This is a genomic window from Streptomyces sp. NPDC042371 (assembly GCF_056437465.1).
On sequence record NZ_JBWKAP010000002.1, the window covers coordinates 155,788 to 182,077 of the forward strand.

General features: G+C 69.3%; 23 protein-coding genes and 1 riboswitch. Of the genes, 9 read left to right on the top strand and 14 right to left on the bottom strand.

Annotated features, from left to right (window positions below; all coding sequences use genetic code 11):
* Positions 1 to 212 precede the first annotated feature (212 nt).
* Positions 213 to 830 (bottom strand): TetR/AcrR family transcriptional regulator, encoded by a 618-nt coding sequence (locus AC068B_RS06385; RefSeq protein WP_478669444.1) that lies wholly within the window; start codon positions 828 to 830, stop codon positions 213 to 215.
* A 94-nt stretch (positions 831 to 924) separates the two neighbouring features.
* Here AC068B_RS06385 and AC068B_RS06390 point away from each other — a divergent pair, with 94 nt between their 5' ends.
* Both AC068B_RS06390 and nagB read left to right on the top strand, forming a co-directional pair.
* Positions 925 to 1,683 carry an SDR family oxidoreductase gene (locus tag AC068B_RS06390; RefSeq protein ID WP_478669445.1) on the top strand — a complete coding sequence of 253 codons (759 nt, stop codon included), beginning with the start codon at positions 925 to 927 and terminating at the stop codon, positions 1,681 to 1,683.
* A 188-nt stretch (positions 1,684 to 1,871) separates the two neighbouring features.
* Positions 1,872 to 2,657 (top strand): glucosamine-6-phosphate deaminase, encoded by a 786-nt coding sequence (gene nagB, locus AC068B_RS06395; protein ID WP_478669447.1) that lies wholly within the window; start codon positions 1,872 to 1,874, stop codon positions 2,655 to 2,657.
* A 103-nt stretch (positions 2,658 to 2,760) separates the two neighbouring features.
* Here nagB and AC068B_RS06400 read toward each other — a convergent pair whose 3' ends face one another.
* The 4 genes from AC068B_RS06400 to AC068B_RS06415 form a co-directional block, all read right to left on the bottom strand.
* Positions 2,761 to 4,266, bottom strand: coding sequence for a glycoside hydrolase family 3 protein (locus AC068B_RS06400; protein WP_478669448.1), 1,506 nt, complete (start codon positions 4,264 to 4,266; stop codon positions 2,761 to 2,763).
* A gap of 8 nt (positions 4,267 to 4,274) precedes the next feature.
* A complete protein-coding gene (locus AC068B_RS06405) occupies positions 4,275 to 5,105 on the bottom strand; it encodes a carbohydrate ABC transporter permease (RefSeq protein ID WP_356256202.1) in 831 nt (276 codons plus the stop codon).
* Positions 5,102 to 6,094 (bottom strand): carbohydrate ABC transporter permease, encoded by a 993-nt coding sequence (locus tag AC068B_RS06410; protein WP_478669450.1) that lies wholly within the window; start codon positions 6,092 to 6,094, stop codon positions 5,102 to 5,104. Before AC068B_RS06410 ends, AC068B_RS06405 begins: the two co-directional genes overlap by 4 nt.
* Positions 6,095 to 6,240: 146 nt before the next feature.
* Complete coding sequence (locus tag AC068B_RS06415; RefSeq protein ID WP_478669451.1) at positions 6,241 to 7,515, bottom strand: extracellular solute-binding protein; 1,275 nt, start codon at positions 7,513 to 7,515, stop codon at positions 6,241 to 6,243.
* A 286-nt stretch (positions 7,516 to 7,801) separates the two neighbouring features.
* Between AC068B_RS06415 and AC068B_RS06420 the strand changes: the two genes are divergently transcribed.
* From AC068B_RS06420 to AC068B_RS06450, 7 genes are all read left to right on the top strand, one after another.
* Positions 7,802 to 8,584 carry a GntR family transcriptional regulator gene (locus tag AC068B_RS06420; RefSeq protein WP_359348475.1) on the top strand — a complete coding sequence of 261 codons (783 nt, stop codon included), beginning with the start codon at positions 7,802 to 7,804 and terminating at the stop codon, positions 8,582 to 8,584.
* A gap of 116 nt (positions 8,585 to 8,700) precedes the next feature.
* On the top strand, positions 8,701 to 10,839 hold the full coding sequence (locus AC068B_RS06425; RefSeq protein ID WP_478669452.1) for a carbon starvation CstA family protein: 2,139 nt from the start codon (positions 8,701 to 8,703) through the stop codon (positions 10,837 to 10,839).
* A gap of 17 nt (positions 10,840 to 10,856) precedes the next feature.
* Positions 10,857 to 11,033 carry a YbdD/YjiX family protein gene (locus AC068B_RS06430; RefSeq protein ID WP_268775789.1) on the top strand — a complete coding sequence of 59 codons (177 nt, stop codon included), beginning with the start codon at positions 10,857 to 10,859 and terminating at the stop codon, positions 11,031 to 11,033.
* 110 nt (positions 11,034 to 11,143) lie between these two features.
* Positions 11,144 to 11,398, top strand: a complete 255-nt coding sequence (locus AC068B_RS06435; RefSeq protein ID WP_356256191.1) for a DUF3311 domain-containing protein — start codon at positions 11,144 to 11,146, stop codon at positions 11,396 to 11,398.
* Positions 11,395 to 13,023: a monocarboxylate uptake permease MctP gene (mctP, locus tag AC068B_RS06440; RefSeq protein ID WP_478669453.1), complete on the top strand. Its 1,629-nt coding sequence runs from the start codon at positions 11,395 to 11,397 to the stop codon at positions 13,021 to 13,023. Before AC068B_RS06435 ends, mctP begins: the two co-directional genes overlap by 4 nt.
* A 158-nt stretch (positions 13,024 to 13,181) precedes the next feature.
* A riboswitch (cobalamin riboswitch) is annotated at positions 13,182 to 13,304 on the top strand.
* Between the two features lie 131 nt (positions 13,305 to 13,435).
* Positions 13,436 to 15,853, top strand: a complete 2,418-nt coding sequence (locus AC068B_RS06445) for a ribonucleoside-diphosphate reductase subunit alpha (protein ID WP_478669455.1) — start codon at positions 13,436 to 13,438, stop codon at positions 15,851 to 15,853.
* Entirely contained in the window at positions 15,853 to 16,866 is a 1,014-nt protein-coding gene (locus AC068B_RS06450) for a ribonucleotide-diphosphate reductase subunit beta (protein WP_356256181.1), read from the top strand. The genes AC068B_RS06445 and AC068B_RS06450 overlap by 1 nt, the downstream gene beginning before the upstream one ends.
* A 99-nt stretch (positions 16,867 to 16,965) precedes the next feature.
* On the opposite strand, the gene AC068B_RS06455 is transcribed toward AC068B_RS06450, so the two are convergent.
* The 9 genes from AC068B_RS06455 to AC068B_RS06495 all read right to left on the bottom strand — a co-directional run bounded on the left by AC068B_RS06455 (position 16,966) and on the right by AC068B_RS06495 (position 26,229).
* Positions 16,966 to 18,342: a bifunctional albaflavenone monooxygenase/terpene synthase gene (locus AC068B_RS06455; protein ID WP_478669456.1), complete on the bottom strand. Its 1,377-nt coding sequence runs from the start codon at positions 18,340 to 18,342 to the stop codon at positions 16,966 to 16,968.
* A complete protein-coding gene (gene cyc1 / locus AC068B_RS06460; RefSeq protein ID WP_478669458.1) occupies positions 18,339 to 19,463 on the bottom strand; it encodes an epi-isozizaene synthase in 1,125 nt (374 codons plus the stop codon). Before cyc1 ends, AC068B_RS06455 begins: the two co-directional genes overlap by 4 nt.
* A 302-nt stretch (positions 19,464 to 19,765) precedes the next feature.
* Complete coding sequence (gene def / locus AC068B_RS06465; RefSeq protein ID WP_478669459.1) at positions 19,766 to 20,422, bottom strand: peptide deformylase; 657 nt, start codon at positions 20,420 to 20,422, stop codon at positions 19,766 to 19,768.
* A 63-nt stretch (positions 20,423 to 20,485) separates the two neighbouring features.
* On the bottom strand, positions 20,486 to 21,466 hold the full coding sequence (locus tag AC068B_RS06470) for a tetratricopeptide repeat protein (protein ID WP_055563704.1): 981 nt from the start codon (positions 21,464 to 21,466) through the stop codon (positions 20,486 to 20,488).
* A gap of 148 nt (positions 21,467 to 21,614) precedes the next feature.
* Entirely contained in the window at positions 21,615 to 22,886 is a 1,272-nt protein-coding gene (locus AC068B_RS06475; RefSeq protein ID WP_478669461.1) for an HD-GYP domain-containing protein, read from the bottom strand.
* The gene (locus AC068B_RS06480; protein ID WP_478669462.1) at positions 22,883 to 24,241 is read right to left on the bottom strand and encodes an HD-GYP domain-containing protein; all 1,359 of its coding nucleotides are present in this window, start codon (positions 24,239 to 24,241) and stop codon (positions 22,883 to 22,885) included. The genes AC068B_RS06475 and AC068B_RS06480 overlap by 4 nt, the downstream gene beginning before the upstream one ends.
* A 129-nt stretch (positions 24,242 to 24,370) precedes the next feature.
* Positions 24,371 to 24,682 (bottom strand): mycothiol system anti-sigma-R factor, encoded by a 312-nt coding sequence (rsrA, locus tag AC068B_RS06485; RefSeq protein ID WP_150216284.1) that lies wholly within the window; start codon positions 24,680 to 24,682, stop codon positions 24,371 to 24,373.
* Complete coding sequence (locus tag AC068B_RS06490) at positions 24,679 to 25,362, bottom strand: sigma-70 family RNA polymerase sigma factor (protein ID WP_055563701.1); 684 nt, start codon at positions 25,360 to 25,362, stop codon at positions 24,679 to 24,681. The genes rsrA and AC068B_RS06490 overlap by 4 nt, the downstream gene beginning before the upstream one ends.
* Before the next feature lie 231 nt (positions 25,363 to 25,593).
* Complete coding sequence (locus AC068B_RS06495; protein WP_478670249.1) at positions 25,594 to 26,229, bottom strand: alpha/beta hydrolase family protein; 636 nt, start codon at positions 26,227 to 26,229, stop codon at positions 25,594 to 25,596.
* Between the last annotated feature and the right edge of the window lie 61 nt (positions 26,230 to 26,290).

The window sequence follows — 26,290 nt, forward strand, 5'->3', positions numbered from 1 at the left end:
TGCGGTACTGAACAGCCGATCTTGAGGATCCGACGCGGTCAGGGCAGAGAGCGCCGGTTCCTCGGTCCGCTCTTCTGTGCGGGAAGAGCGGAGGCTTTACCCACGCATTGTGGACTAGACCATTCTCCCATGTCTATGCGTCTACAGATGTTTGTTGTTGTCTCTTTCTCCGACATTCGGAGCCGACGTCCTCCACTTTTTGGAGCCGACGGTCAGTCCTCGCTCCCGGTCGGCCGGGCCTGCGGCCACGCCAGCATGGCGAGATCGGCCACCGCCTCCAGATCTTCCCTGGTGGCGCCGTCCCTGGCCTGTTGCGACATTCCCTGGAAGACCGCCCCCGTGTAGCGCGCGAGGGCGGCGGGATCGGTGCGGTCGGGCAGCTCCCCCGCCGCGACGGACGCGCGGACCCGGGACTCGATGTCCGCCACGTTCGCGTTCCGACGCTCCCGCAGGGCCTCTTCCACCTCCGGCGTCGTGCAGTTGGTGGCCGCGGTGATGACGAGGCAGCCGCGGGGGTGGCTGGGGTCGGTGAACTCGGCCGCGGCCTCGTGCAGCATCCGCGACACGGCGGCGCGAGCGGTCGGCTCCTCGTCGAAGGCGCGGGGGCCGAAGACTCCGTGGGTCGCTCCGTACCGCACGACGACCTCGTCGAAGAGGGTCCGCTTGTCGCCGAAGGCCGCATAGAGGCTCGGGGCGCCGATGCCCATGACGCGCGTGAGGTCGGAGACGGACGTCCCCTCGTACCCGTTCTCCCAGAACGTGCGGATCGCCTGTTCGAGGGCCGTCTCACGGTCGAAGGAGCGGGGGCGCCCGCGCTGTTTCGTCGCCATGGAGTGAATTGTATAGCGGGCACTAGAAAAAGAGCTCGGGGGTGGGGTAGCGTTCTTTCTGTAGCGACCACTAGAGAAAGAGGGGGCGTCCGGCATGGATGCAGTCACGGGCAGGCTCGCGGGGAAGACGGCGCTGGTCACAGGCGGCAGCAGGGGCATCGGGCGAGGCATCGCCGAGCGTCTCGGGCGGGACGGCGCACGGGTCGCCGTGCACTTCGGCAGCAATGAGGTGGCCGCGAAGGAGACGGTGGCGGCGATCGAGGCCGCGGGCGGCTCCGCCTTCGCGTTCGGCGCCGAGCTGGGGGTGCCCGGAGACGCCGAGGCGCTCTGGGCGGAGTTCGACCGGCACGCGGACGGCCTGGACATCCTGGTGAACAACGCGGGCATCGGCCTGTACAGCCACGTGGGAGAGGTGACGGAGGCGGATTACGACCGTGTGTTCGCGGTCAATGCGAAGGCACTGTTCTTCGTCGTCCAGAAGGGACTCGACCGGCTCCGCGACGGCGGCCGGATCATCAACATCTCGTCGGGCGTCACACGCATCGCGTTCCCGGTCACCGTGGCGTATTCGATGACGAAGGGCGCGGTGAACGTGCTGACGCACACGCTGGCGCAGGAGCTCGGCCCGCGCGGGATCACGGTCAACGCCGTCGCGCCGGGCATCATCCAGACCGAAATGATGGACGGAATCCCCGAGGCCCAGCAGGCGGACATGGCGGGGTACTCGACCTTCGACCGGATAGGCCAGCCCGCCGACGTGGCGGACATCGTCTCCTTCGTGGCCTCGGAGGACGCCCGGTGGATCACCGGTCAGTACATCGACGCGACGGGAGGGTCGGTCCTGGGCGTGTGACCAGGGGCTTCGCGGGCGCCGCGGACGGTTCGACGGGCGGAGGCGGGGACGAGAGCCGAGCATGGATCGGAGAGCGGTGGAATCGGCCGTTCTGGCGGTGCAGCACTGCTGTTCTGGCGGCGCAGCTCTGCTAGATTGGTCTATACCACCAACACTCTTGAGCCCCTCTCCAGATCGGCAGGCCCAGCGTGGAAGTTGTCATCGTCCCGGACGCCACGGCAGGCGGCGAGCTCATCGCGGAGGCCATGGCCGCCCTGGTGCGTCGCAAGCCTGACGCCCTGCTCGGTGTCGCCACCGGCTCCACCCCGCTGCCCATCTACGAAGCGCTGGCGGCCAAGGTCGCGGCCGGTTCCGTGGATGCCTCGCGGGCGCGCATCTGCCAGCTCGACGAGTACGTGGGGCTGCCCGCCGGGCACCCCGAGTCGTATCGCTCCGTGGTCCTCCGTGAGGTCGTCGAGCCCCTCGGGCTGAGCGAGGCCTCCTTCATGGGTCCGGACGGCAGCGCCGAGGACGTGCAGGCGGCGTGCGTGGCGTACGACAAGGCGCTCGCCGAGGCCGGAGGTGTCGACCTCCAGCTGCTCGGGATCGGCACGGACGGGCACATCGGGTTCAACGAGCCATGCTCGTCGATCGCTTCCCGTACGCGCATCAAGACCCTGACCGAGCAGACGCGGGTGGACAACGCGCGCTTCTTCGACGGGGACATCGAGCAGGTCCCCCACCACGTCATCACCCAGGGCATCGGGACGATCCTGGAGGCGCGGCACCTGGTGCTGCTCGCCACGGGTGAGGGCAAGGCGGATGCGGTGGCCGCGACGGTAGAGGGACCGATCGCCTCGGTCGTGCCCGCCTCCGCGCTGCAGCTGCACCCGCACGCCACGGTCGTCGTGGACGAGGCGGCGGCGTCGAAGCTGAAGCTCGCGGACTACTTCCGGCACACGTATGCGAACAAGCCGGACTGGCAGGGTCTGTAGAAGGAACCTGTAGAGGCACTCTGCAGACGCGACGAACAGTGAAAGGGGCGCCCCCGACCGGGGGCGCCCCTTTCACTTGGTGGGCTCTTGCTTGGTGGGCGGGTCAGCCCGCGACGATGACCTCTGCCGCCGCCTGGCCGCACACTCGTGCCGCGCCGCGCGTCGCGATGTGGAGGCCGCCGATCGGGGCGGACTGGGGGACGCCCATCTCGACCACGACCGTGTCGGGGCGGGCCGAGACGATGGTCTGCAGGGCCTCGGCCATCCACGCGTGGCGGTGTGCGTCGCGGACGACGGCCACGATGCGTCGCGTGCCCGCCGCCGCGAGGGCCTTGCTGCCCGAGCCTTCGCCGGAGTAGGTGGCCGACTCGGTGCCGGGGAAGCGGCGCGCCAGCTCGTCGGTGACGCCCCAGGGTGTCTCGTTGCCGACGGCGATGTTCGGGAGCGGGGAGAAGGTGGCGACGTAGGGGGCCTCGGTGACCGGGGCCGCGTACGTCTCGCCGCGGGTGACCGTCAGCGCACGGCGGGCGCCGATCAGACCGATGCCGGTGTCGGGCGCGCCCCCCGAACGCTCGGCCGCGCCCGACCCCCTCGCCGCCACGGCCCAGCCGGCGAGAGACCGTACGCGGTCGGCCGCGTCGGCGAGCCGCTCCTCGGGCAGCTCGCCGGAGCGCACCGCCGCGATGAAGGCGTCCCGGAGCCGCAGCACGGTCCCCTCGTCGGAGGGGCCGCCGCCCGTGCAGATCGCGTCGGCGCCCGCGGCGATGGCGAGGACACAGCCTCGCTCGAAGCCGTACGTGCCTGCGATGGCCTGCATGTCCATGCCGTCGGTGACGATGAGTCCCTCGTAGCCGAACTCCTCGCGGAGCAGGCCGGTCAGGATGCGGCGGGAGAGCGTTCCGGGGTTGTCCGGGTCCAGGGCCGGGGCCAGGACGTGGGCGCTCATCACGGCCCGCGTGCCCGCGGCGAGCGCCGCGCGGAACGGCGCCAGATCACGGGAGTTCAGGACGTCCCGGTCGACGTCGATGACCGGCACGGAGTGGTGCGAGTCGATCGCCGTGTCGCCGTGCCCCGGGAAGTGCTTGGCGGAGGTGGCGACGCCCGCCGACTGCATGCCCTCGACGTAGGCGGCGGTGTGCCGGGCGACCAGGTCGGGGTCCGAACCGAAGGAGCGTACGCCGATAACCGGGTTGTCCGGGTTGGCGTTGACGTCGGCCGACGGCGCCCAGTTGAAGTTGATGCCGCAGGCGGCCAGGCGGCGGCCGAGGTCCGCGGCGACCTCGCGGGTCAGCGCGGGGTCGTCGACGGCGCCGAGTGCGTGGTTGCCCGGGTAGGAGGAGCCGGTGCGCACCTCCAGGCGGGTGACGTCGCCGCTCTCCTCGTCGATGGCGATCAGCAGGTCGTCGCTCTCGGCGCGCAGCTGCGCGGTGAGCGCGGCCACCTGCTCCGCGGTCTGCACGTTGCGGCCGAACAGGCTGACGGAGGCGAGGCCTTCGCCGATCCGGCGGCGCAGCCAGTCCGGTGCGGTGGTGGTGCCGTCGAAGCCGGGCTGCAGGACGGCGAGGGCGTTGCGGGTGAGCGTGTCACCGGCGTGCGTAAGAGTCGTCATGTGCGGAGTTATCCCTTCACTGCGCCGTCGGTCAGGCCGCTGACGGCCCTGCGCTGCAGGAAGACGAAGAGGATCAGGATCGGGATGGCAAAGAGCGAGGCGGCCGCCATGGTGGCACCCCAGTCGTCGCCGAAGGCGGTCTGGAAGCTGGACAGCCACACCGGCAGGGTCTTGGAGTCTGCTTCCTTGTTCAGCACGAGGACCATCGGGAACTCGTTCCAGGCGGTGATGAAGCCGAAGAGCGAGGTCGACATCAGGCCCGGCGCGAGCAGCGGCAGGATCACCCGGCGGAACGCCTGCATACGGGTGCAGCCGTCGACCATGGCGGACTCCTCCAGCTCCTTGGGCACGGCGGCGACGAAGCCGCGCAGCGTGAGGAGGGTGAAGGGCAGGATCATCACCATGTAGAAGAGGGTCAGCGGGACCAGGCTGTTCAGCATGTCCGCGTCGCGCACGATGATGTAGATCGCGATGACCATGACTTCCCAGGGCGCCATCTGGGCGAGCATGAAGCCGATGATGAAGCCGCGGCGGCCCTTGAAGCGCATGCGCGCGAGGGCGAACGCCGCGGTCACGCCGATGATGAGCGAGAAGACCACGGCGAGGACCGTGACGGTCACCGAGTTGCCGACCATGGTCCAGAAGTGGTCGGCGTTCATCGCCTTCTTGAAGTGTTCAAGAGTGGCGTCGGTCGGGAACCAGACCGGGTCCTCGGCGATGATGTCGCCGGACGGCTTGAAGGCCGTCGCGAACATCCAGTAGACGGGGAAGACCGAGAGGACGAAGAGAACGACCGCGGTCAGGTTGGGCCACAGCCGGCCCAGCAGCGAGCGCTTCACAGCTCGTCCTCCTCTTGCTTGAGCACGATCCGCAGGTAGTACGAGGTGATGGCCAGCAGGATGACGATGGTGAGCATCGCGATCGCGGCGCCCATCCCGAAGTGCTGGTTGCCCATGCCCTCGATGTAGGCGTAGACGGGAAGGATCTCGGTGAGCCGCTCGGGCCCGCCCTCGTTGAGGGTGAAGACCTGCACGAACGCCTTGAAGACCCAGATGATCTCCAGGAACGTCGTGGCGTAGAGGAAGGGCCGCAGGTACGGCAGCGTGACCTGGGTGAACTGCTTCCAGGCACCGGCGCCGTCCAGGGCCGCGGCCTCGTACAGCTCCTTGGGAATGGTCGTGGTGGCGGCGAAGAGGTTGATCGCCACGAAGGGGATCGACTGCCAGACGATCAGCAGCAGGACCACGAAGAAGGTCGAGTACTGCGAGGCGAGCCAGTCGTGGTCGGCCATCGACTCGAAGCCGATCTTGGCGAGCACCCAGTTGATGACGCCGTAGCGCTGCGCGAACAGCCACTGGTAGACGGTGGTCGACGCGACGACCGGCATCGCCCAGGCGAGGACGAGCCCGACCATGAGGAACGTGCGCATCTTCCGGCCGAGGCGCGCCAGGAGCAGTCCGACCAGCGTGCCGAGGAACATGATCAGCACGACGTTGACGGCGGTGAAGGCGACCGAGCGGCCGGTGACCCGCCAGAAGTCCTCGCCGGTGAGGATCTCCTTGTAGTTGTCGAATCCGTTCCACTCGGTCAAGTGCAGAATGAACTGCCGCATGTTGAGGTTCTGGAACGACAGGATCCCGTTGTTGACCAGCGGCCAGCCGAGCAGCAGCAGGGTGGCGATGATCGCGGGGGCAAGGAGCAGATAAGGCGTCAGGCCTGCGAGACGTCCCGCGGATGTGTGCGGGCCGTCGCGTCGTGGCCCGCCGTCCTGCTTCGTCTGCACCTCCGTCGGGCCGGAGGGCGGCCGTTCGGTCTTCTGCACGGTCATGCTCGCCATCTCTTTCGTGGGCAACGCGAAGCGCTCTGGAAAGCGCCGAGAACGCAGAGGTCAGCGCGGAGGACGCGGAGAACTCATGGGTACGCCGGGGGCGGCGGGGTCACGTCACCCGCCACCCCCGGCCAGAGGACGCGTCTTTACTGCTTCTGCGACAGGCGCTTGTTGAGCTCGCCCTCGACCTGCTTCGCGGCCGCCTCGGGAGACTTACCGTTGAGCACCGCGGTCATGTAGTTCTTGATCGGGTTCGGCGGGTTCTCGACCGCGCCCCACTCCGGGATCAGCGGGGTGATGCCGCCGCCGGGGGTGGCGGGCGTCATGGCCTTGGCGGCCGGGTTGCCCGCGAGGGAGGACTCCAGCGACTTCTTGTTCGGGATGACGCCGCCTTCCTTGGCGAACTGACCCTCGAACTTGTCGGACAGCGCGATCTTCAGGAACTCCTTGGCGAGCTCCTGCTTCTTGCTGGTCGCGGCGACGGCGAGGTTGGAGCCGCCGAGGAAGACGCCCTCGGGCTTCTCCGCCGTGGCGCCCGGGATCGTGAAGTAGCCGATGTCCTTCTCGATCTTCTTGTCCGTCTTGATGGCCAGGGCGGCCTCCCACGGCATGGCGATCATCGCGGCGGTCTTGCCCTTGCCGAAGACCTCGCCCTGCTGCGGCGTGGCCTCGTCCTTGTTCTTGGGGGCCTTGGAGAGCTTCTGGAACTCCTGGTACGTCTTCATGGCCTTCGTGACCTTCGGGTCCGTCAGGTTGGAGACGTACTTGTCGCCGTCCTTCTTGACCAGCTCGGCGCCCTCACCGATGGTCAGGCCGACGAAGTGGTACCAGAACTGGCCCGGCATGTAGAGCGGCTCGGCGTCGGTCTTCGCGCCGATCTGCTTGAGGTCCTTGAGGAACTCGTCGCGGGTCTTCGGGGTGTCCTTGATCCCGGCGTCGGCCCAGATCTTCTTGTTGTAGATCACGACGCGGTTGAGGACGAACCACGGGGCGGCGTACTGCTTGCCGTCGATGACCGAGGCCTTGTTCATCGACTCGGTCCAGTCGGCGCCGAGCGTCTCCTTGAGGTCGCCGAGCTCGGCGAGGCCGCCGGTCTTGGCGTACGCGGCGGTCTGGGTGTTGCCGATCTCGAAGACGTCCGGCGGGTTCTCCTCGGAGAGGGCGGTGGTCAGCTTCTGCTGGATGCCGTTCCACTGCTGGACTTCGAACTTCAGCTTCGCGCCGGTCTTCTTCTCGAAGGCGGCCGTGACGTCCTTCTGCCACTTGTCGGGCGTCGAACCGTCCATCGCCCAGAGCGTCAGGGTCTCACCCTTGAAGCCGTCGGCTCCCCCGGACTTCTTGTCGTCGTCGTCACTGCCACAGGCCGCGATCGAGACCAACATGCCCGCGACACCGATGGCCGCTATGAGCTTGCGCTTCACGTCACCCTCCTCAAGGGATGCCAGTCAACCCCCCACCCGCAGCGACCAAATGGACCGAGATCTGCCCGTGGGACTGGAACCTGGTCTTTAATGGTGTAGACCAGTACGGGGAGCTTGGCCTAGACCTTTAGGGGTGTCAAGGGTGTATAAGAAGGGCTGTCGCCTCCGTTATCGGACCGACACCTGAGCAGGCAGAGTCTGCTCGGCCCGTACCGTGCCACGATGTGAGCCGCGACAGACGGAGGAGCCGGTGACGGCAGCAGCACAGGAGCCGGGAAGGCAAGCCATGGGCACCGAAGCGGGGAGCACGGGGACCGATGTGGGCGCGCCTTCGGAAGGCCCGAGCGTCGGCCGAACCGCGCGCGTGCCCAAGTACTACCGCCTGAAGCGGCACTTGCTGGACATCACCGAAACGCTGCCGCCGGGCACCCCGGTCCCCCCGGAGCGCACGCTCGCCGCCGAGTTCGACACCTCCCGCACCACGGTGCGCCAGGCCCTCCAGGAGCTGGTCGTCGAGGGCCGTCTGGAGCGCATCCAGGGCAAGGGCACGTTCGTCGCGAAGCCCAAGGTGTCGCAGGCCCTGCAACTCACCTCGTACACGGAGGACATGCGGGCCCAGGGCCTGGAGCCCACCTCGCAGCTCCTGGACATCGGCTACATCACCGCCGACGACCGCCTCGCCGACCTGCTCGACATCACCACGGGCGGCCGGGTGCTCCGCATCGAGCGGCTCCGGCTGGCCAACGGCGAGGCGATGGCCATCGAGACCACGCACCTCTCGGCCAAGCGCTTCCCCGCGCTGCGCCGCTCCCTGGTCAAGTACACCTCGCTCTACACCGCACTCGCCGAGGTGTACGACGTGCACCTCGCGGAGGCCGAGGAGACCATCGAGACCTCCCTGGCGACCCCGCGCGAGGCGGGCCTGCTCGGCACCGACGTCGGCCTGCCGATGCTGCTCCTGTCCCGCCACTCGCTTGACGGGAACGGCCAGCCGGTGGAGTGGGTGCGCTCGGTCTACCGCGGCGACCGGTACAAGTTCGTCGCCCGCCTCAAGCGGCCCACGGACTGACACCCGCCCGAGGTCTGGCGCGGGGCCACCGCGCTGCTCTACGTTCCTCCCGTCACCGCACGACGCAGCTCATCGCACGATGAATCTCATCGCATGGTGAACGGGAGGACGACCCGGTGCGCAGAGCGAACCCCCGATCCATCGTCATCTGGTCCCTCGTCGCGCTGATCGGCGCCGCGGGCTGGACCGTCCTGGCCCTCGCACGCGACGAGGAGGTGTCGGCCGCCTGGATGGTGGCGGCGGCCCTCGGCTCGTACGCCGTCGCGTACCGCTTCTACTCCAGGTTCATCGCGTACAAGGTCCTGAAGGTCGACAAGAAGCGGGCCACCCCGGCCGAGCGGCTCGACAACGGCATCGACTTCCACCCGACCGACCGCCGGGTGCTGCTCGGCCACCACTTCGCGGCGATCGCGGGCGCGGGACCGCTGGTGGGGCCGGTCCTCGCAGCTCAGATGGGGTACCTGCCCGGCACCATCTGGATCATCGTCGGCGTGATCTTCGCGGGCGCCGTGCAGGACATGGTCGTGCTGTTCTTCTCGACGCGGCGCGACGGCAAGTCGCTGGGGCAGATGGCGCGCGAGGAGATCGGCCCGTTCGGCGGGGCCGCCGCGCTGCTCGCCACCTTCGCCATCATGATCATCCTGCTCGGGGTGCTCGCGCTGGTCGTCGTCAACGCGCTCGCCGAGTCGCCGTGGGGCACCTTCTCCATCGCGATGACCATCCCGATCGCCCTGCTGATGGGCTTCTACCTGCGGGTGCTGCGGCCGGGACGGGTCAGCGAGGTCTCGCTGATCGGCATCGCGCTGCTGCTGCTCGCGCTCGTCGGCGGGCGCTGGGTCGCCGAGTCCTCGCTCGCGGACACCTTCACGCTCGCGCCGTCGACGCTGGTCATCTGGCTGGTGGCGTACGGATTCATCGCCTCGATCCTGCCGGTGTGGATGCTGCTCGCGCCGCGCGACTACCTCTCCACGTTCATGAAGATCGGCACCATCGTGCTCCTCGCGGTCGGTGTCGTCGTCACCCTGCCGACGCTGAAGATGGACCCGGTGACCGACTTCGCCTCGCGCGGCGACGGACCGGTCTTCGCGGGCTCGCTCTTCCCCTTCGTCTTCATCACCATCGCCTGCGGCGCACTGTCCGGCTTCCACGCGCTGATCTCCTCGGGCACGACGCCGAAGATGATCCAGAAGGAGACGCAGGTCCGGATGATCGGCTACGGCTCCATGCTGATGGAGTCGTCCGTCGCGGTGATGGCGCTCGTCGCGGCATCGATCATCGACCCCGGGCTGTACTTCGCGATGAACGCCCCGGCCGGAGTCGTCGGCGACACCGTCCAGGAGGCGTCGAGGGCCGTCGCGGGTTTCGGGTACTCCATCTCACCGGCCGACCTCGCGCAGGCCGCCCAGAACGTCGAAGAGTCCTCGCTGCTCTCGCGCACCGGCGGCGCGCCCACGCTCGCGGTCGGCGTCTCGGAGATCTTCTCGAAGGTCACGGGGGGCTCGATGCGGGCCCTCTGGTACCACTTCGCGATCATGTTCGAGGCGCTGTTCATCCTGACCGCGCTCGACGCGGGCACGCGCGTGGGCCGCTTCATGCTGCAAGACATGCTCGGGAACATCTACAAGCCCTTCCGGCGGATGAGCTGGAAGCCGGGGCTCGTGCTCACCAGCGCCGCCGTCACCGGGCTCTGGGGCTACTTCCTCTGGGTGGGCGTGCACGAGCCGCTCGGCGGGATCAACCAGCTCTTCCCGATCTTCGGCATCGCCAACCAGCTCCTCGCCGCCGTCGCCCTCGCCGTCTGCACCACGCTGCTCGTGAAGTCCGGGCGGCTCAAGTGGGCCTGGATCACCGGGATTCCGCTCGTCTGGGACGCGACGGTGACGCTCACCGCGAGCTGGCAGAAGGTGTTCTCCGACAACCCGCGCGTCGGCTTCTTCCAGCAGCGCGCGAACTACCAGGACGCCATCGACGAGGGCAAGATCCTGCCGCCCGCCAAGACGATGGACGACATGCACACCGTCGTCACCAACTCCACGGTGGACGGCGTCCTTTCGGCGGCACTCGCCCTGCTCATCGTCGTCGTGATCGTGGACGCGGCACGGGTGTGCGTGCAGCACGTCCGCAATCCCGGTGCCTCGCGGCTGAGCGAAGCGCCGTACGTGGAGTCGAAGTTGACCGCTCCGGCCGGGCTCTTCGCGACCCGGGAGGAGAAGCAGGAGGAGAGTCGGACGGAGCGACGGGAGGTGGCGCCGTGACCTGGGTGCTGCGCGGGATGCGGTGGATGCGGTGGTACGTCCACGAGCTGACGGACGAGTCGGCGTACGACCGGTATGTGGCGCACGTGCGCAAGGAGCATCCGGCGGCAACTGTTCCCAGCCGCCGCGCATTTGAACGCATGCGGACAGACCGGGCGGAGTCAGACCCCCGTCAGGGGTTCCGCTGCTGCTGAACAGGCAACTTGTCACGTCCGTTATCCGGACGGGGGTTCCATACAGCGAGACTGTGGCTTAGATTTCCCGCACGTTAAGCATGGGATAAGTGAGGGAACGGAGCCGCGATATGTCAGATGCGCCTGAAGTGAGCAGACCGGTGGTCACGCCGGTCCGCGTGGTCATCGCAGCCTGCCTTGTCGCGCCCTTCGTGGCAATGCTCTGGGTGGGCTCCTACGCGAAGATCGATCCCACCTTCATCGGCATCCCGTTCTTCTACTGGTACCAGATGCTCTGGGTGCTCATCTCCACGGCGCTCACGATGATCGCGTACAAGCTGTGGCAGCGTGACCAGCGCGCTCGCAAGGAAGAGGCGCGGTCATGAACGACGGAGTCAACGGCGTCGCCCTCGCGGTCTTCATCTTCTTCTTCGTCGCCGTCACGGTCATGGGCTTCCTGGCCGCCCGCTGGCGCAAGGCGGACAACGAGGAGAGCCTGGACGAATGGGGCCTCGGCGGCCGCTCGTTCGGCACCTGGGTCACCTGGTTCCTGCTCGGCGGCGACCTCTACACCGCTTACACGTTCGTGGCCGTCCCCGCGGCGATCTACGCGGCGGGCGCGGCGGGCTTCTTCGCCGTGCCGTACACGATCCTCGTCTATCCCCTGATCTTCACGTTCCTGCCGCGCCTGTGGTCCGTCTCGCACAAGCACGGCTACGTGACGACGTCCGACTTCGTGCGCGGGCGCTTCGGCTCCAAGGGCCTCTCGCTCGCGGTCGCCGTCACCGGCATCCTCGCCACGATGCCGTACATCGCGCTCCAGCTGGTGGGCATCCAGGCCGTCCTCGACGTCATGGGGATCGGCGGCGGCCCGGACACCAACTGGTTCATCAAGGACCTGCCGCTGCTGATCGCGTTCGCGGTGCTCGCCGCGTACACCTACTCGTCGGGTCTGCGCGCGCCCGCGCTGATCGCGTTCGTGAAGGACGGTCTGATCTATCTCGTCATCGCCGTCGCGATCATCTACATCCCGATCAAGCTCGGCGGCTTCGACGAGATCTTCCAGGCCGCGAACGAGAAGTTCTCAGCGGCGAACGACGCGGCGGGCAAGCCCGTCGCGGGTCTCGCACCGGGCGAGACGGGGCAGTGGACCTACGCCACGCTCGCGCTCGGCTCCGCGCTCGCGCTGTTCATGTACCCGCACTCGATCACGGCGACGCTCTCCTCCAAGAGCCGCAACGTGATCCGCCGCAACACCACGATCCTGCCGCTCTACTCGCTGATGCTGGGCCTGCTCGCGCTGCTCGGCTTCATGGCGATCGCGGCCGGGGTCAAGGTCGAGAACGGGCAGCTGGCGATCCCGCAACTGTTCGAGAACATGTTCCCCGACTGGTTCACCGGCGTCGCCTTCGCCGCCATCGGCATCGGCGCGCTCGTGCCCGCGGCGATCATGTCGATCGCGGCCGCGAACCTCTTCACGCGGAACATCTACAAGGACTTCCTCAAGCCGGACGCGACACCCGCACAGGAGTTCAAGGTCTCCAAGCTGGTCTCGCTCCTGGTGAAGGTGGGCGCGCTCGCCTTCGTCCTCACCATGGACAAGACGGTAGCGATCAACTTCCAGCTGCTCGGCGGCATCTGGATCCTGCAGACGATGCCCGCCCTGGTCGGCGGCCTGTTCACGCGGTGGTTCCACCGCTGGGCGCTGCTTGCGGGCTGGGCGGTCGGCATGGTCTACGGCACGGTCGCCGCGTACGGCGTCGCGTCGCCCACGCAGAAGCACTTCGGCGGCTCGTCCGACGAGATCCCCGGCATCGGCGAGATCGGCTACATCGGCCTCACCGCGTTCGTCCTGAACGTGGTCGTGACCGTGGTCCTCACCTTCGCCCTGAAGGCGCTGAAGGCCCCCGACGGCGTCGACGAGACGTCTCCGGAGGACTACACGGCGGACGCCGGTGACGCCGGTGTCATGGAGGAACTGCCGAAGGCGACAGCGGGCTCCGGCCACTGAGCCGACCGCTGCCGCACGTCTGCCGTACGTCTGCCGCACGTCTGCCGCACGGCACAGCGTACGACGAAGGGCCGCCGGGAAACCGGCGGCCCTTCGTCGTACAGCTCTGCGATCCGACACAAGATGTGGGCCTGCTTCAGTAAGCCAACACAAGATGTATGCTCGTGCTCGCTGTCGCCGCAGGGGAATCCGGTGCAAGTCCGGAACTGTCCCGCAACGGTAGACGTGTACGCATTTGTCGTACGCGGAGTCCGAAGACCTGCCGGCAGTGCACCCGTGTCGACCGACCCGGGTGCCGACCGTCCGGGCCTCGTGGAATGGGCCGGTGGACGCGGTACGCCGCCCTGCCCGGGTGCGCCCGTGTGTGCCATCCCCTCCCCCAGGCCCAGAGCCGAGCGAGGGAGAGCTCCACGTGACCATCGCGCCTGCCGAACCTGCGTCAGCGCTGTCACCGCAGCCCATCGACAGCACCGAGGGTACCGACGCGCCAGGGACCGCGCTGCTGCGCACCCTGACCGACCTCACCGCCGACCTTCCCGACGCCGATCCCGGCCGGGTCGCCGCCGCGGCGCTGCGCGGCCGTTCGGCCAGGGCCGACGAGGCGGAGCTCCGGACGCTCGCGACCGAGGCGGCCGCGGGGCTCATCTCCGAGGACCCCACGTACTCGAAGCTCGCGGCCAGGCTGCTCACCCTCTCCATCGCCGCCGAGGCCGCCTCCCAGGGCGTGCGCTCCTTCACCGAGTCGATCGTCGTCGGCCACCGCGAGGGCCTGATCGCCGACCGCACCGCCGACTTCGTGGGCGCCCACGCGGCCCGGCTCGACGCGCTCGTGGACACCGCGCTCGCCGACGGCGCCGACTTCCGCTTCGGCTACTTCGGCCTGCGCACCCTGCACAGCCGCTACCTGCTGCGCCACCCGATCACCCGCCAGGTCATCGAGACCCCGCAGCACTTCATGCTGCGCGTGGCGGCCGGTCTTGCGGAGGACGAGAGCGCCCGCGCCCTCGACGAAGTCGCCGCGCTGTACGGCCTGATGAGCCGACTGGACTACCTGCCGTCCTCGCCGACGCTCTTCAACTCCGGCACCCGCCACCCGCAGATGTCGTCCTGCTACCTCCTCGACTCACCGCTGGACGAGCTCGACTCCATCTACGACCGCTACCACCAGGTCGCGCGGCTCTCCAAGCACGCGGGCGGCATCGGGCTCTCCTACTCCCGCATCCGTTCCCGCGGCTCCCTCATCCGCGGCACGAACGGGCACTCCAACGGCATCGTGCCGTTCCTGAAGACCCTGGACGCCTCCGTCGCCGCCGTGAACCAGGGCGGTCGGCGCAAGGGCGCGGCCGCCGTCTACCTGGAGACCTGGCACTCCGACATCGAGGAGTTCCTGGAGCTGCGCGACAACACCGGTGAGGACGCGCGCCGCACGCACAACCTCAACCTCGCGCACTGGATCCCCGACGAGTTCATGCGCCGCGTCGCCACCGACCAGGAGTGGTCGCTGTTCTCACCGGCCGACGTGCCCGAGCTCGTCGACCTGTGGGGCGAGGAGTTCGACGCCGCCTACCGCAAGGCCGAGGCCGCCGGGCTCGCCAAGAAGACCATGTCGGCCCGGGACCTCTACGGCCGCATGATGCGCACCCTCGCGCAGACCGGCAACGGCTGGATGACCTTCAAGGACGCGGCCAACCGCACCGCCAACCAGACGGCGGAGCCCGGCCACACCGTGCACTCCTCCAACCTCTGCACGGAGATCCTGGAGGTGACGGACGACGGGGAGACCGCCGTCTGCAACCTCGGCTCGGTGAACCTCGGCGCCTTCGTCGACCCGGCCACGCAGGACATCGACTGGGAGCGGCTCGACGAGACCGTCCGCACCGCGGTGACCTTCCTCGACCGCGTCGTCGACATCAACTTCTACCCGACCGAGCAGGCCGGGCGCTCCAACGCCAAGTGGCGCCCCGTGGGCCTCGGCGCGATGGGCCTCCAGGACGTCTTCTTCCAGCTGAAGCTGGCCTTCGACTCCCCCGAGGCGCGCGCCCTGTCCACCCGCATCGCCGAGCGCATCATGCTCGCCTCCTACGAGGCGTCCGCGGACCTCGCCGAGCGCCACGGTCCCCTGCCCGCCTGGGAGAAGACCCGCACCGCGCGCGGCGTGCTGCACCCGGACCACTATCCGAAGGCCGTGGCCGAGCTGACGTGGCCGGAGCGCTGGGCGGCGCTGCGGGAACGCATCGCCGCGACCGGCATGCGCAATTCGCTGCTCCTCGCCATCGCGCCGACCGCGACCATCGCGTCCATCGCCGGTGTCTACGAGTGCATCGAGCCGCAGGTCTCCAACCTCTTCAAGCGCGAGACGCTCTCCGGCGAGTTCCTCCAGGTCAACTCCTACCTGGTGGAGGAGTTGAAGCGGCACGGCCTGTGGGACGCGAAGACCCGTGAGGCGCTGCGCGAGTCCAACGGCTCGGTGCAGGGCTTCGACTGGGTGCCCGCGGACATCCGCGCGCTGTACCGCACGGCGTGGGAGATCCCGCAGCGCGGCCTGATCGACATGGCCGCGGACCGCACCCCGTTCCTCGACCAGGCGCAGTCGCTCAACCTCTTCCTGGAGACGCCGACCATCGGCAAGCTCTCCTCGATGTACGCGTACGCCTGGCAGCGCGGCCTGAAGACCACGTACTACCTGCGTTCGCGCCCCGCGACGCGCATCGCCCGCGCGGCCGGGAGCTCGAACACCGCCGCCGCGGCCCCCGTCCCCGCGCAGGTCACGGCCGAAGACGCCGTCGCCTGCTCCCTGGAAAACCCCGAGTCCTGCGAGGCCTGCCAGTAATGAGCTCCACCGAGAAGAACCTGCTCGACCCGGGCTTCGAGCTGACCCTGCGCCCCATGCGCTACCCCGACTTCTACGAGCGCTACCGGGACGCGATCAAGAACACCTGGACCGTCGAGGAGGTCGACCTCCACTCGGACGTCGCCGACCTCGCCAAGCTCTCGCCCGGCGAGCAGCACATGATCGGCCGTCTGGTCGCGTTCTTCGCGACCGGCGACTCGATCGTCTCGAACAACCTGGTACTGACGCTCTACAAGCACATCAACTCCCCCGAGGCGCGGCTCTACCTGAGCCGTCAGCTCTTCGAGGAGGCCGTGCACGTCCAGTTCTATCTGACGCTGCTCGACACCTATCTGCCCGATCCCGAGGACCGCGCGGCGGCCTTCGACGCGGTCGAGGAGATCCCCTCCATCCGCGAGAAGGCGGAGTTCTGCTTCAAGTGGATGGACTCCGTCGAGAAGATGGACCGGCTGGAGTCGAAGGCCGACCGCCGTCGCTTCCTGCTGAACCTCATCTGCTTCGCCGCGTGCATCGAGGGGCTCTTCTTCTACGGTGCCTTCGCGTACGTCTACTGGTTCCGCAGCCGCGGTCTGCTGCACGGCCTGGCCACCGGCACCAACTGGGTGTTCCGCGACGAGACGATGCACATGAGCTTCGCCTTCGACGTGGTGGACACGGTCCGCAAGGAGGAGCCCGAGCTCTTCGACGACGCGCTCCAGCAGCAGGTCACGGACATGCTGAAGGAGGCCGTCGAGGCCGAGCTGCAGTTCGCCCGCGACCTGTGCGGTGACGGCCTGCCCGGCATGAACACCGACTCGATGCGCGAGTACCTGCAGTGCGTCGCCGACCAGCGGCTGCAGCGTCTCGGCTTCGCGCCGGTCTACGGCTCGGAGAACCCGTTCTCCTTCATGGAGCTGCAGGGCGTCCAGGAGCTGACCAACTTCTTCGAGCGGCGGCCCTCTGCGTACCAGGTCGCAGTCGAGGGCTCGGTCTCCTTCGACGACGAGTTCTAGGCGAGCTCTGGGCGAGTTCCGGACGAGTTCCGGACGCCTGCGCCCGCCCGCCCCGTTCTGCCGGACGGGGCGGCCGGGCGCCTTGCTGTCCCGGGACGCTCAGCGCGGCGTGACCCGCAGGACGAGCCGCTTGGGGTGCAGGGTGATGCCGACCTGGGTGCGGGCGTCGGTCTCCTCGACGCGCTCCAGGCGCCACTTGGGGACCACCGTCCCGAGGATCAGGGCGAGTTCGGCCAGGCTGAAGTGGTCGCCGGGGCACTTCCTGTTGCCCACGCTGAACGGCATCATCGCGAACTCCGGCACGTCACGGGCCCGCTCCGGATTCCAGCGGTCGGGGTCGAACTCCAGGTTCCGCTCGAAGGAACGCGGGTCGCGCTGCATCGCGTACACGCTGTAGACGATGTCGGCGTCCGCCGGAATGCGATAGCCGCCCAGTTCGGTTTCGGCCACGGACCGGCGCGTGAATATCCAAGCGGCCGGCCGTATGCGCATCGCCTCGGTGACGACATTGCGGAGGTGCGGCAGATCCTTGAGATCGGCGAATGTGATCGCGCGATCCGGGGCCACGGCATTTACCTCTTCAACCAACCTCCTTTCCTGCGCCGGGTGTTCGGTCATCAGATGGAACGTCCAGGCCAGCGTCGACGCCACATTCTCCGCACCCGCCACGACGAGCGAAACCACGTTGTCGTGGATCTCCTGGTCGGCTATGAGCTCCCCGGATTCGTCCCTGGCCCGCAGCAATTCGGCGAGCAGGTCGTCCGGCCCGCCGGGCCCGGCCGCGCGGCGCTCCGCGATGATCTCGTCGACGAGTGCGTGCAGGTCGGCGAGCGCGCTCTCGAAGCGCCGGTTGGCGGGGGTCGGCACGCGGTGGAGCGGGCCGACCGAGAGCACCATCCGGCGGTAGAGCCCGTCGAACACGGTGTGCAGCGAGTCGGCGATCCGGTCCGCCTTGTCCGCTATCGAGTCGACCTCAAGGAGCGAGCGCGAGACGATGCGCACGGCCGTGCGGAACATCTCGGCGCTCACGTCGACCGTGGCGCCCGGCTGCCAGCGGGCCGCCGTGGCGCGGGCCTCCTCCTCCATCACCTTGGCGTAGTCGGCGATCCGCTCGGGCCTGAACGCGGGCTGCATCATGCGGCGCTGGCGCCGGTGCAGCTTGCCGTTGCTGGTCGCCACGCCCTTGCCGAGGAGCACTTCGAGGGTGTCCCAGAGCGGCCCGCCGACGACGTACTCGGGGTTCTTGAGCAGGGCGCCGACCAGTTCCGGATCGCACACCACATACGCCGTCCTGGGTCCCAGCCTGATCCGGACGAGATCCCCATGGTCGCGCAGGGCGGAGAGGAAGCCGAGCGGATCACGCACCAGGTTCCATGCGTGGCCGAGCAAGGGGGCGCCGCCGCGGACGAGCGGTGGATTGCGCAACGGGTCGGGGCCCGACGTGGGGGGCGCGGGTATTGCGGATTCGACGCTCATTCCTCACCTACCAGTTCGTTTTCCGCCAGGGCTTCTTCCGTCACATACGGGGGCATGGACCTGTCGTCCCAGCTGTCCACCCGATAGCGCCCGGATTCGTGATGGAACCAGTAAACGGAAGAGAACCAGTTCCGCATGTTGAAGACGCATGACTTCACCGCGTCCGCGAGTTCCCTGTCACGCTCACTTGCGTCCGCCAATTCATCGGCGAAATGCAGCACTTCTCTTTCCGCCTGCATGAATTCAGTGACGCAATCACTGACGCGCCTGTGCACTTCCCGCACTGCCTCTTCGAGCGTCATTCCCTCGTGCTGGATGAGGCTGATTCCGAGATTGTGCAGTTCGTCTCCCGCAAGTTCTTTCGGGAGTGAGCACAGGTCGTTGTACCAGGCCGAGAAGTCCTGGGTCGCCCGGGCCGCCCTGCGGTACGCGGGGTGCTTGCGCACCGGGTCCGGCAGCTCGTACCGCGCGGTGGGCTCCAGGAGGTCGATCCACGCCCAGTGCGCGAACGTGAGCCGGCGCAGTTCGATGTACGCCTCGACCGTCGGCACGGTGCCGCAGCGCCGGTTTCTGAACTCCTGGTCGTACGCGTCGATCACCGGGTGGAAGTGCCGGGCGAACCTGGCGTTCCAGCTGGGACCGAGGAACGAGTACAGGCGCAGCACGCAGTCCGCGAACCCCGCGACCAACGGGTCCTTGTGGTGCAGGTACTGCCGGGGTTCGTTGAGGGTGCCGTGCAGGCCCCGGCAGAGCCGCCGCCACTGTGGCGCCCTGCCGTGCACCGAGTCCCGGTCGTGCCGGTCGTCCCACGCGAAGAACCAGCTGCTGAGGTCCGCTATCGCGGTCAGCAACTCGTCCGGCGCGCCAATGTAGTAGCCCGCCACCAGATCCGTGTAGCAGAGGCTGTCCGCGTACCGCTCGACCTTGTCCGGCGGCATGAGCCGCATTTCGCGCAGCCAGGTCCTGGACTTCTCCTGAAGCTTTGGCCAATACGGATGGAGCCGACGAGGGAACGCGGCTTCGATCATGGGAACGGCCAGTGCCGGTGGTACGGATACCGCCGGTGAACGTGGTCGCGTGTGCGGATGTGTCTGTGAAGTGCTCCCGGAATATGCACGCACGAACAAACCCCTTTCAGCCGCCTGAGGACACGCGCCCCTCCCGCCGTGCCGGGCGCGCGCCGTTGCGTATCCCCGCGCTTTCCATTCAGCACCACAACTGACCGTTCAGGGAACAGATTTGCGCCATTCACTACCCCCCAGTGCCGAGAACATCCCCTTACGTGACTGAATATGGATCACCGGCAGCTTGATTTGCTCGCACACGCGAGCGGTCATGCCAACGGCCCCTGGTCAGGGATGAGTTCCTGTGCCAGGGGCCGCTCGCGTCACACGGTTCCCGCGCCTCTCAGGCGCCGCGGAGGTCAGTCATTGGCCACCACGGGGTAGCGCGGGGTGCCCTCTTCCATCTGCCGCAGTGCGTCCTTGCGCTCCCTCTTGGAGAGGCGGTCGATGTACAGGTAGCCGTACAGGTGGTCCGTCTCGTGCTGCAGGCAGCGCGCGAAGTAGCCGGTGCCGCGGACCTTGATCGGGTTGCCCTTCGCGTCCTGGCCGGTCACCTCGGCGTAGTCCGGGCGGGCCAGCGGGGCGTACGCCGTCGGGACCGAGAGGCAGCCCTCGCCCGAGTCGTCCAGGCGGCGCATGTCGGCGGGCAGGTCCCGGAGCACCGGGTTGCAGATCGCTCCGACGTGGCGCACGCCGTCGTCGTCCATGCAGTCGTAGACGAAGGCCTTCAGGTCGACGCCGACCTGGTTGGCGGCCACACCCACGCCGTTCGCCACCCGCTGGGTCGCGAACATGTCGTCGATCAGCGCGGCGAGCTCGTCGTCGAAGGCGGTGACGTCCTTGCACTCCTTGTGCAGCACGGGGTTGCCGACGACCGTGATCGGCCGGGACGTGCCGCGCTCGCGGTGGGCCGTCTCCCGCTCCTCGCAGTCCTCGGTGTCGATGACGAAGCCCTCGTCGTCGACGGGGAGCACCCCGTCCCCGTCGATGGCCTGCTGCTCAGTGTCCTGCGCCATGTCCGCCGTACGCCTTCCTTGGAACCCTCAAGAGTTTGTGCCGGTACAGCCTACGGCGAAGTGTCAGCAGACCTCTTCGAGATCCCGCCAGTCACGGGAGTCCGGGCTGTCCGCCACCCAGCCGTCCAGGAGGCCCCGGACCAGGGCCGCGGGCGCCGCGAGACCGCACTCGCGCTCCGGCACCCAGAGCGCGCCCGGGCTGCGGTGGCCGAGCGGGCCCGGGTGCCCCGGCTCGCTGTGGTCGTGCGGATCGAGGTGTTCCCCGTCGCCCTCGTCGCTCGGCATGCGGGACTCGGAGCACATCCGGCAGAGCAGCCGCACGGAGGACGACCAGTCCTCCGCGGCGAAGCCCGCGTCGGCCGCGAGCCGCTCCAGGGCGTCCCTGTCGTCCTCGGTGGCGGCCTCCAGGAGGACCACCCAGGTCGGCACGGGTGAGGGCGCCCACAGCTCGATCTCGTCGAAGACGGGGTACGAATGCCCGTCCCCCGTCGTCCGCTCGCCGTGCGGGACGCCGTCGTGCAACACGACCTCACCCCAGCGGCGGCCCGATGAGGGCAGCGGAATGGACAGGACCTCCATGCGGGCCGGGTCAAGGCGGCGGCCCCACACGACCTCGGCCTCGCCCTCCGGGGAGAGCCGCACGGCCGCGCTGCCGAGCTCCATGCCCGTGGGCTCGCCGGAGGCGGCCACACCGCCGGGCACCCGCAGGCCGTACGCCTGCCAGGCGCGGCGGGCCAGGGGCCAGTCCTGCAGCGCGGTCGCCGCGATGCCGACGTTCCACCAGTCGGGGGCGCCCGCGGAGCGGTCGAGGAGCGCGACGGCGCGCAGCCCGGCGGCCCGCGCCTGCTCCCAGTCGTGCCGGAACTTGTGCAGCAGGGCCAGGTTGAACCAGGACTCGGACAGCCAGGGTTCGAGATCCGCCGCACGCGTGAGCAGTGCCCCCGCGTCCTCGTACCGGCCGTCGCCGATCAGCGTGAACGCGCGGTCGGTCGCCTGCCGCCATGAGGCGGAGGGCCGGTGCCGTCCCTTGCCGAAGATCCTCACGATTCCCGCCTGATTCCCGCCTGCCACGTATTCCGTAGGTAGCTTCTCGTCGGGGCGCGGCGTCGGGGGCCGTACCCCCGTGCGCCCCTTTTCCTGTCTTCTTCGCATCCAACCACGGACGGTCGGACGGCCGCTCATTACCCATGGGTTACCCAGCAGGGCGCGAGGTAAGGCCGTGGGTGAGGCCGTCCCTCGACAGGACCCTCGCCAGGGACTCCACGACTTCCGGCTGGTAGTCGTGGCCCGTGGCCAGGCGGAGCCTCTCCAAGGCGTTGAGCGGGCCGCCCAGCGCCCCTGAGGGGCCTTCTCCCCGCGCCATCTCGTCGTACGCGTTCGCCGTGCGCACAATACGTGCGGTGAGCGGCTGTTCGCGGTACGGGTCGGCCTGCCGCTCCACGACGACGGCGACGGCGGCGTCCACCCCGGTCTGGCGGACGACGGCGCCCCCGAGCAGGGCTATTCGGCGCTGTTCCGCCTCGGAGAGCGCGGCGGTGGCGCCCGCGGGGACGGGGTCGACCAGGGAGAGCTGGCCGATGTCGTGCATGAGCGCCGCGTGCTCCAGGACGGTGAGGTCCGACTCCCCGAGACCGAGGTCACGCCCCACGGCCCGGCTGAGCCCGGCCACGCGGTGCGCGTGGCCCTGCGGGGTGTATCCGGCGATCTCGGTGGCCCTGGCCAGCGAGGCGATGGTCTGCCGGTAGGTCGCCCTGACCGCCGCGTACCGCCGGAAGGAGAGCTGGGTGAGCAGCAGCGGGAGGCTGAACACGGGCAGCGCCCACAGCCCCGCCACGGCCACCGCGAGCGCCATCACGGCACCGCTCGCGCACACCGCGGAGCCGATGCCGAGCATCGCCCGCAGCTCCTCCCGCAGCAGCGGCCCGAACGGCCACCGGGTGCGGGCGTGCGCCGTCACGGCGGCGAGGACGGCGTCGCAGAGCGCGGTGAGGACGAGCAGGGCGACGATGACGAGCGCGAAGTACGGCCCGTGCCCCACCCACTCGCCGAACTTCCCGGAGTTGTACAGGGGTTGGAAGCAGGCGGCGGCGAACCCGACGGTCAGCACGCGCCGCGCCATGTGGTCGAGCGTGGGGCCCCGGCCCAGCGCCACGTTCGGCACCGCGCCGACGAGGGCCGCCGCGACGACCACGGCGAGCACCTGCAGCACCCCGTGGTGCGTGGCCTGCCCGGAGTTCTCGCCCAGCAGGGCGTACGCGAGGGCTCCCGCGGCGCCGAGCGGCGCGGGCTCCCTGTCTCTGCCGCTCCCCCACCTGACCAGCTCACCGAGAGTGATCAGGACGCCGAAGGCGAGGGCGGCCCGGCCTTCGGTGATGCCGTGCCAGAGGGTCCAGACGAGGGAGGTGAGGGCGAGCAGTCCGGCCAGGCAGGCGACCGCGGCGGGCAGGCGCGACGGGGCCCTCACCGGGCCGCCGGGCGGGCCGCCGCGGGCGCGGGCAGGGCGGGGGACGGCACGGCCGTGCCCTGGTCAGGGGCGCCCTGGTCGGGCACGTCCGCCGTGACCTCGGGGTGCCAGCCGTACCGGTCGAGGGCGCGGGCCAGCGCCCCGACCATCTCGGGGTCGAACTGCGCGCCCGCGCACCGGTTGAGCTCGGCGACGGCGACCTCGACGGGCCTGGCCCGCCGGTAGGACCGGGTGGACGTCATGGCGTCGAAGGCGTCGGCGACCGCCACCACCCGCGCGCACTCCGGGATCTGCGGCCCGGTGAGCCCGTAGGGGTATCCGCTGCCGTCGATCCGCTCGTGGTGGTGCAGGATCGCCGCCCGCGCCTCGCCGAGGAACCCGATGCCGCGCACCATCTCGTGGCCGTACTCGGGATGCAGCTCGATGATGCGCCGCTCCTCGGGCGTCAGCGGCCCGTCCTTCCTCAACAGCCTTGTGGGTACGCCGAGTTTGCCGACGTCGTGCAGGATCCCGGCGAACCGGAGCACCTCGACGCGCTCGTCGTCCATGCCCAGCTCGCGCGCGATCAGCACGGAGGCGCGGCCGACGCGCTCGCTGTGCCCGCGGGTGTACTTGTCCTTGATGTCGACGGCCTGGACGAGCGCCCGGATGGTGGCCTGGTGGGCGGCCCGCTCGCGGTGGTACTGCGCGAAGGCCCAGCAGGAGACGCCCATCGGCAGGAGCACGAGCAGGGCGGATGTGGGGCCGTACGGACTGGTCCAGAGCACGGCCATCATGAGACCGGCGAGTCCGTGGACGGTGACGGGCGCGAGCGAGCGCGCGAAGAGGCCCCGCCAGGCGGTCCGCGCGGGGACGCGTTCGGCGGTCACGAGGACGCCGCCGTCCAGCACGGTGAGCACCGCGGAGAAGACGAGGACGGCGGCCCCGGCGGGTCCGAGTACGTACGGGAAGTCGGGGCCGGAGGTGGCCGCGGGCCCGCCGAGCGCGACGTACACGCGCGCCGACGCCCAGGCGGCCAGGGCGAGTTGGGAGGCGCGCCAGATGCGGCGCACCCACCGGGGGTGCCGGTCGACGCGAGCGACCAAGGCGCCGGGCACGGCGACGAGGGCGGCGGCCGACGGCGGCAGCAGGAACACCCCGGCGAGCAGCACGGGAAAGAAGGTGCCGAGGCCGCGCGGGACGCGGCGGCCGACCAGGCGGCAGCGGGTGATCTGCTCGCACCCGGCGTAGAGGACGGCGAGGAACGCGACGGCGGGCCAGGAGGGGCGCGCGCCGGGGGCGGGCACCGCGCAGGCCACGCCGGCCAGGGCGACGCACAGGATGTAGACGCGGGCCCGCACCGGCACCGACCGCATGGAGTTCTCCTCCCCGTTCCGGTCCGGAGACTAGAACGGCGCTCCCCCTGCCAGCGCCCGGGCGCCGTTAATTAGCACGTTCGAGTGATGGGAGGGGAGAACGGGCCGCGCGGAACCCGAGTGAAGTGCTCAGGCCTCGGAGGCGGCCGTGGTGTCCTGCGTGATGTCCTGCTCGGGCACGGCCTGCCCGGAGCGGATGAGGTCGATGCGGCCCATCACCTTGGCCCGCAGGTCGACCGGCACGTCGTCCTGGCCGCAGCAGCGCTTCACCAGCTTCTTGACCGCCTGCTCCAGGCCGTACTTCTCCAGGCACGGAGAGCACTCCTCGAAGTGCGTCTCGAACTTGGTGCAGTCGCTGTCCGGCATCTCGTGGTCAAGGAACTCATAGAGATGGTCCAGGACTTCACTGCAGTCAGTCTCGTGCGGCTCTCCGCAGCTCATGAGCCCGAGCCTTTCGTTCCGTTCGACTCCCCGGCACCCGCCGGGACGAGCCCGCGCTCACGGGCGTAGTCCTCCAGCATGCCGCGCAGTTGGCGACGGCCCCGGTGCAGTCGGGACATCACCGTACCGATGGGTGTCCCCATAATGTCCGCGATCTCCTTGTACGCAAAGCCCTCTACGTCCGCCAAATAGACGGCGATGCGGAATTCCTCGGGGATCGCCTGCAGCGCCCGCTTCACGTCCGTGTCGGGCAGGTGGTCCAGCGCCTGCGACTCGGCCGAGCGCAGACCGGTGGACATGTGCGACTCGGCGCGCGCGAGCTGCCAGTCCTCGATCTCCTCGGCGGCACTGCGCTGGGGCTCGCGCTGCTTCTTGCGGTACGAGTTGATGAACGTGTTCGTGAGGATGCGGTACAGCCACGCCTTGAGGTTGGTGCCCTCGCGGAACTGGTGGAACGACGCGTACGCCTTCGCGTAGGTCTCCTGCACCAGGTCCTCCGCGTCCGCCGGGTTGCGCGTCATGCGCAGCGCCGCCGAGTACATCTGGTCGAGGAATGTCAGCGCGTCCCGCTCGAAGCGGGCCGTGCGCTCCGCGGCCGTCTCGGACTTCTCCGAGCTCTCTCGGGGCTGCTCCGCCTGGCCGTGCTCGGTCCCTGCGTCGGTCCCAGTGACCGGACCCACCTCCTCCAACGACGTGGTGAGGCCGAAAGCAGCCCCACTCGAATCGGAGGATAGACGACGACCCGTACCCCGCGCCGCCCGAATAGATGCGGTTTTGGGTGCGCTCAGCACCGTCCACTCCAGGTCAGAGGCGCTGGAGCGGTTCGGGCAGATGGTCGAACCCATGCGGCGGACTCCCTCTCGTACGAACAGCTACCGACGGCGTTTACCGTCTGTCCGCCACAACAGACGTCACCCGCCCAACATTCCCGTCCAGCGGACGACTGCGTCCGTGATGCGCTTCACTGCCTCGTCCTGCCCGATGTCCGCGCGCTTGGGCACGGCGAACCCGTGGTCGCCGGACGGGATCTCCACCAGGTCGTACGCGCCGTCGGGGAACTCGGCGGGCTTGCCGAAGGGGTCGTTGCCGCCCTGCACGACGAGGGTGGGCACACCGGCGCCGAGCAGCTCGTCGGCGCGGGACTTCTCGGGCTTGCCCGGGGGGTGCAACGGGAAGCTGAGGGCGAGCACGGCGGCGGCGCCCAACTCGGTGGCCGTGCGGCAGGCGACGCGGGCGCCCGCGCTGCGGCCGCCCGCGATCACCGGGAGCCCCCGCTTCTCCAGCGCGGGCCAGATGCCGCGCCACCCGGTGTCCAGCGTCTTCGGCGCGGGTGCGAGCTTCTTGCCCGCGACGCGCCAGGGCTGCTCGACGAGGGCGACGCTCACGCCGTGCGCGGGCAGCGCGGCGGCGATGGCCTGGAGGTCGCGGGCCTCGATGCCGCCACCGGCGCCGTGGCTGACGGCGAGGAGGAGGCGGGCGCTCCTGCCGGGGGCCGGGTGCCAGGTGATCCGCGCCTCACCGGCGTCGGTCTCGACAGGCTCGACGATCTCGACGGGCTTGACGGGCTTGACGGGCTCGCTCTTGGGCACGGCGCTCTTGGTCACCTGA

Bases quoted from the DNA above. Each gene is read 5' to 3' on its own strand.
- AC068B_RS06385 (WP_478669444.1), bottom strand. From the start codon at position 830: ATGGCGACGAAACAGCGCGGGCGCCCCCGCTCCTTCGACCGTGAGACG.
- AC068B_RS06390 (WP_478669445.1), top strand. From the start codon at position 925: ATGGATGCAGTCACGGGCAGGCTCGCGGGGAAGACGGCGCTGGTCACA.
- AC068B_RS06400 (WP_478669448.1), bottom strand. From the start codon at position 4,266: ATGACGACTCTTACGCACGCCGGTGACACGCTCACCCGCAACGCCCTC.
- AC068B_RS06410 (WP_478669450.1), bottom strand. From the start codon at position 6,094: ATGACCGTGCAGAAGACCGAACGGCCGCCCTCCGGCCCGACGGAGGTG.
- AC068B_RS06420 (WP_359348475.1), top strand. From the start codon at position 7,802: ATGGGCACCGAAGCGGGGAGCACGGGGACCGATGTGGGCGCGCCTTCG.
- AC068B_RS06430 (WP_268775789.1), top strand. From the start codon at position 10,857: ATGCGGTGGATGCGGTGGTACGTCCACGAGCTGACGGACGAGTCGGCG.
- AC068B_RS06435 (WP_356256191.1), top strand. From the start codon at position 11,144: ATGTCAGATGCGCCTGAAGTGAGCAGACCGGTGGTCACGCCGGTCCGC.
- mctP (WP_478669453.1), top strand. From the start codon at position 11,395: ATGAACGACGGAGTCAACGGCGTCGCCCTCGCGGTCTTCATCTTCTTC.
- AC068B_RS06450 (WP_356256181.1), top strand. From the start codon at position 15,853: ATGAGCTCCACCGAGAAGAACCTGCTCGACCCGGGCTTCGAGCTGACC.
- AC068B_RS06455 (WP_478669456.1), bottom strand. From the start codon at position 18,342: ATGAGCGTCGAATCCGCAATACCCGCGCCCCCCACGTCGGGCCCCGAC.
- def (WP_478669459.1), bottom strand. From the start codon at position 20,422: ATGGCGCAGGACACTGAGCAGCAGGCCATCGACGGGGACGGGGTGCTC.
- AC068B_RS06480 (WP_478669462.1), bottom strand. From the start codon at position 24,241: ATGCGGTCGGTGCCGGTGCGGGCCCGCGTCTACATCCTGTGCGTCGCC.
- rsrA (WP_150216284.1), bottom strand. From the start codon at position 24,682: ATGAGCTGCGGAGAGCCGCACGAGACTGACTGCAGTGAAGTCCTGGAC.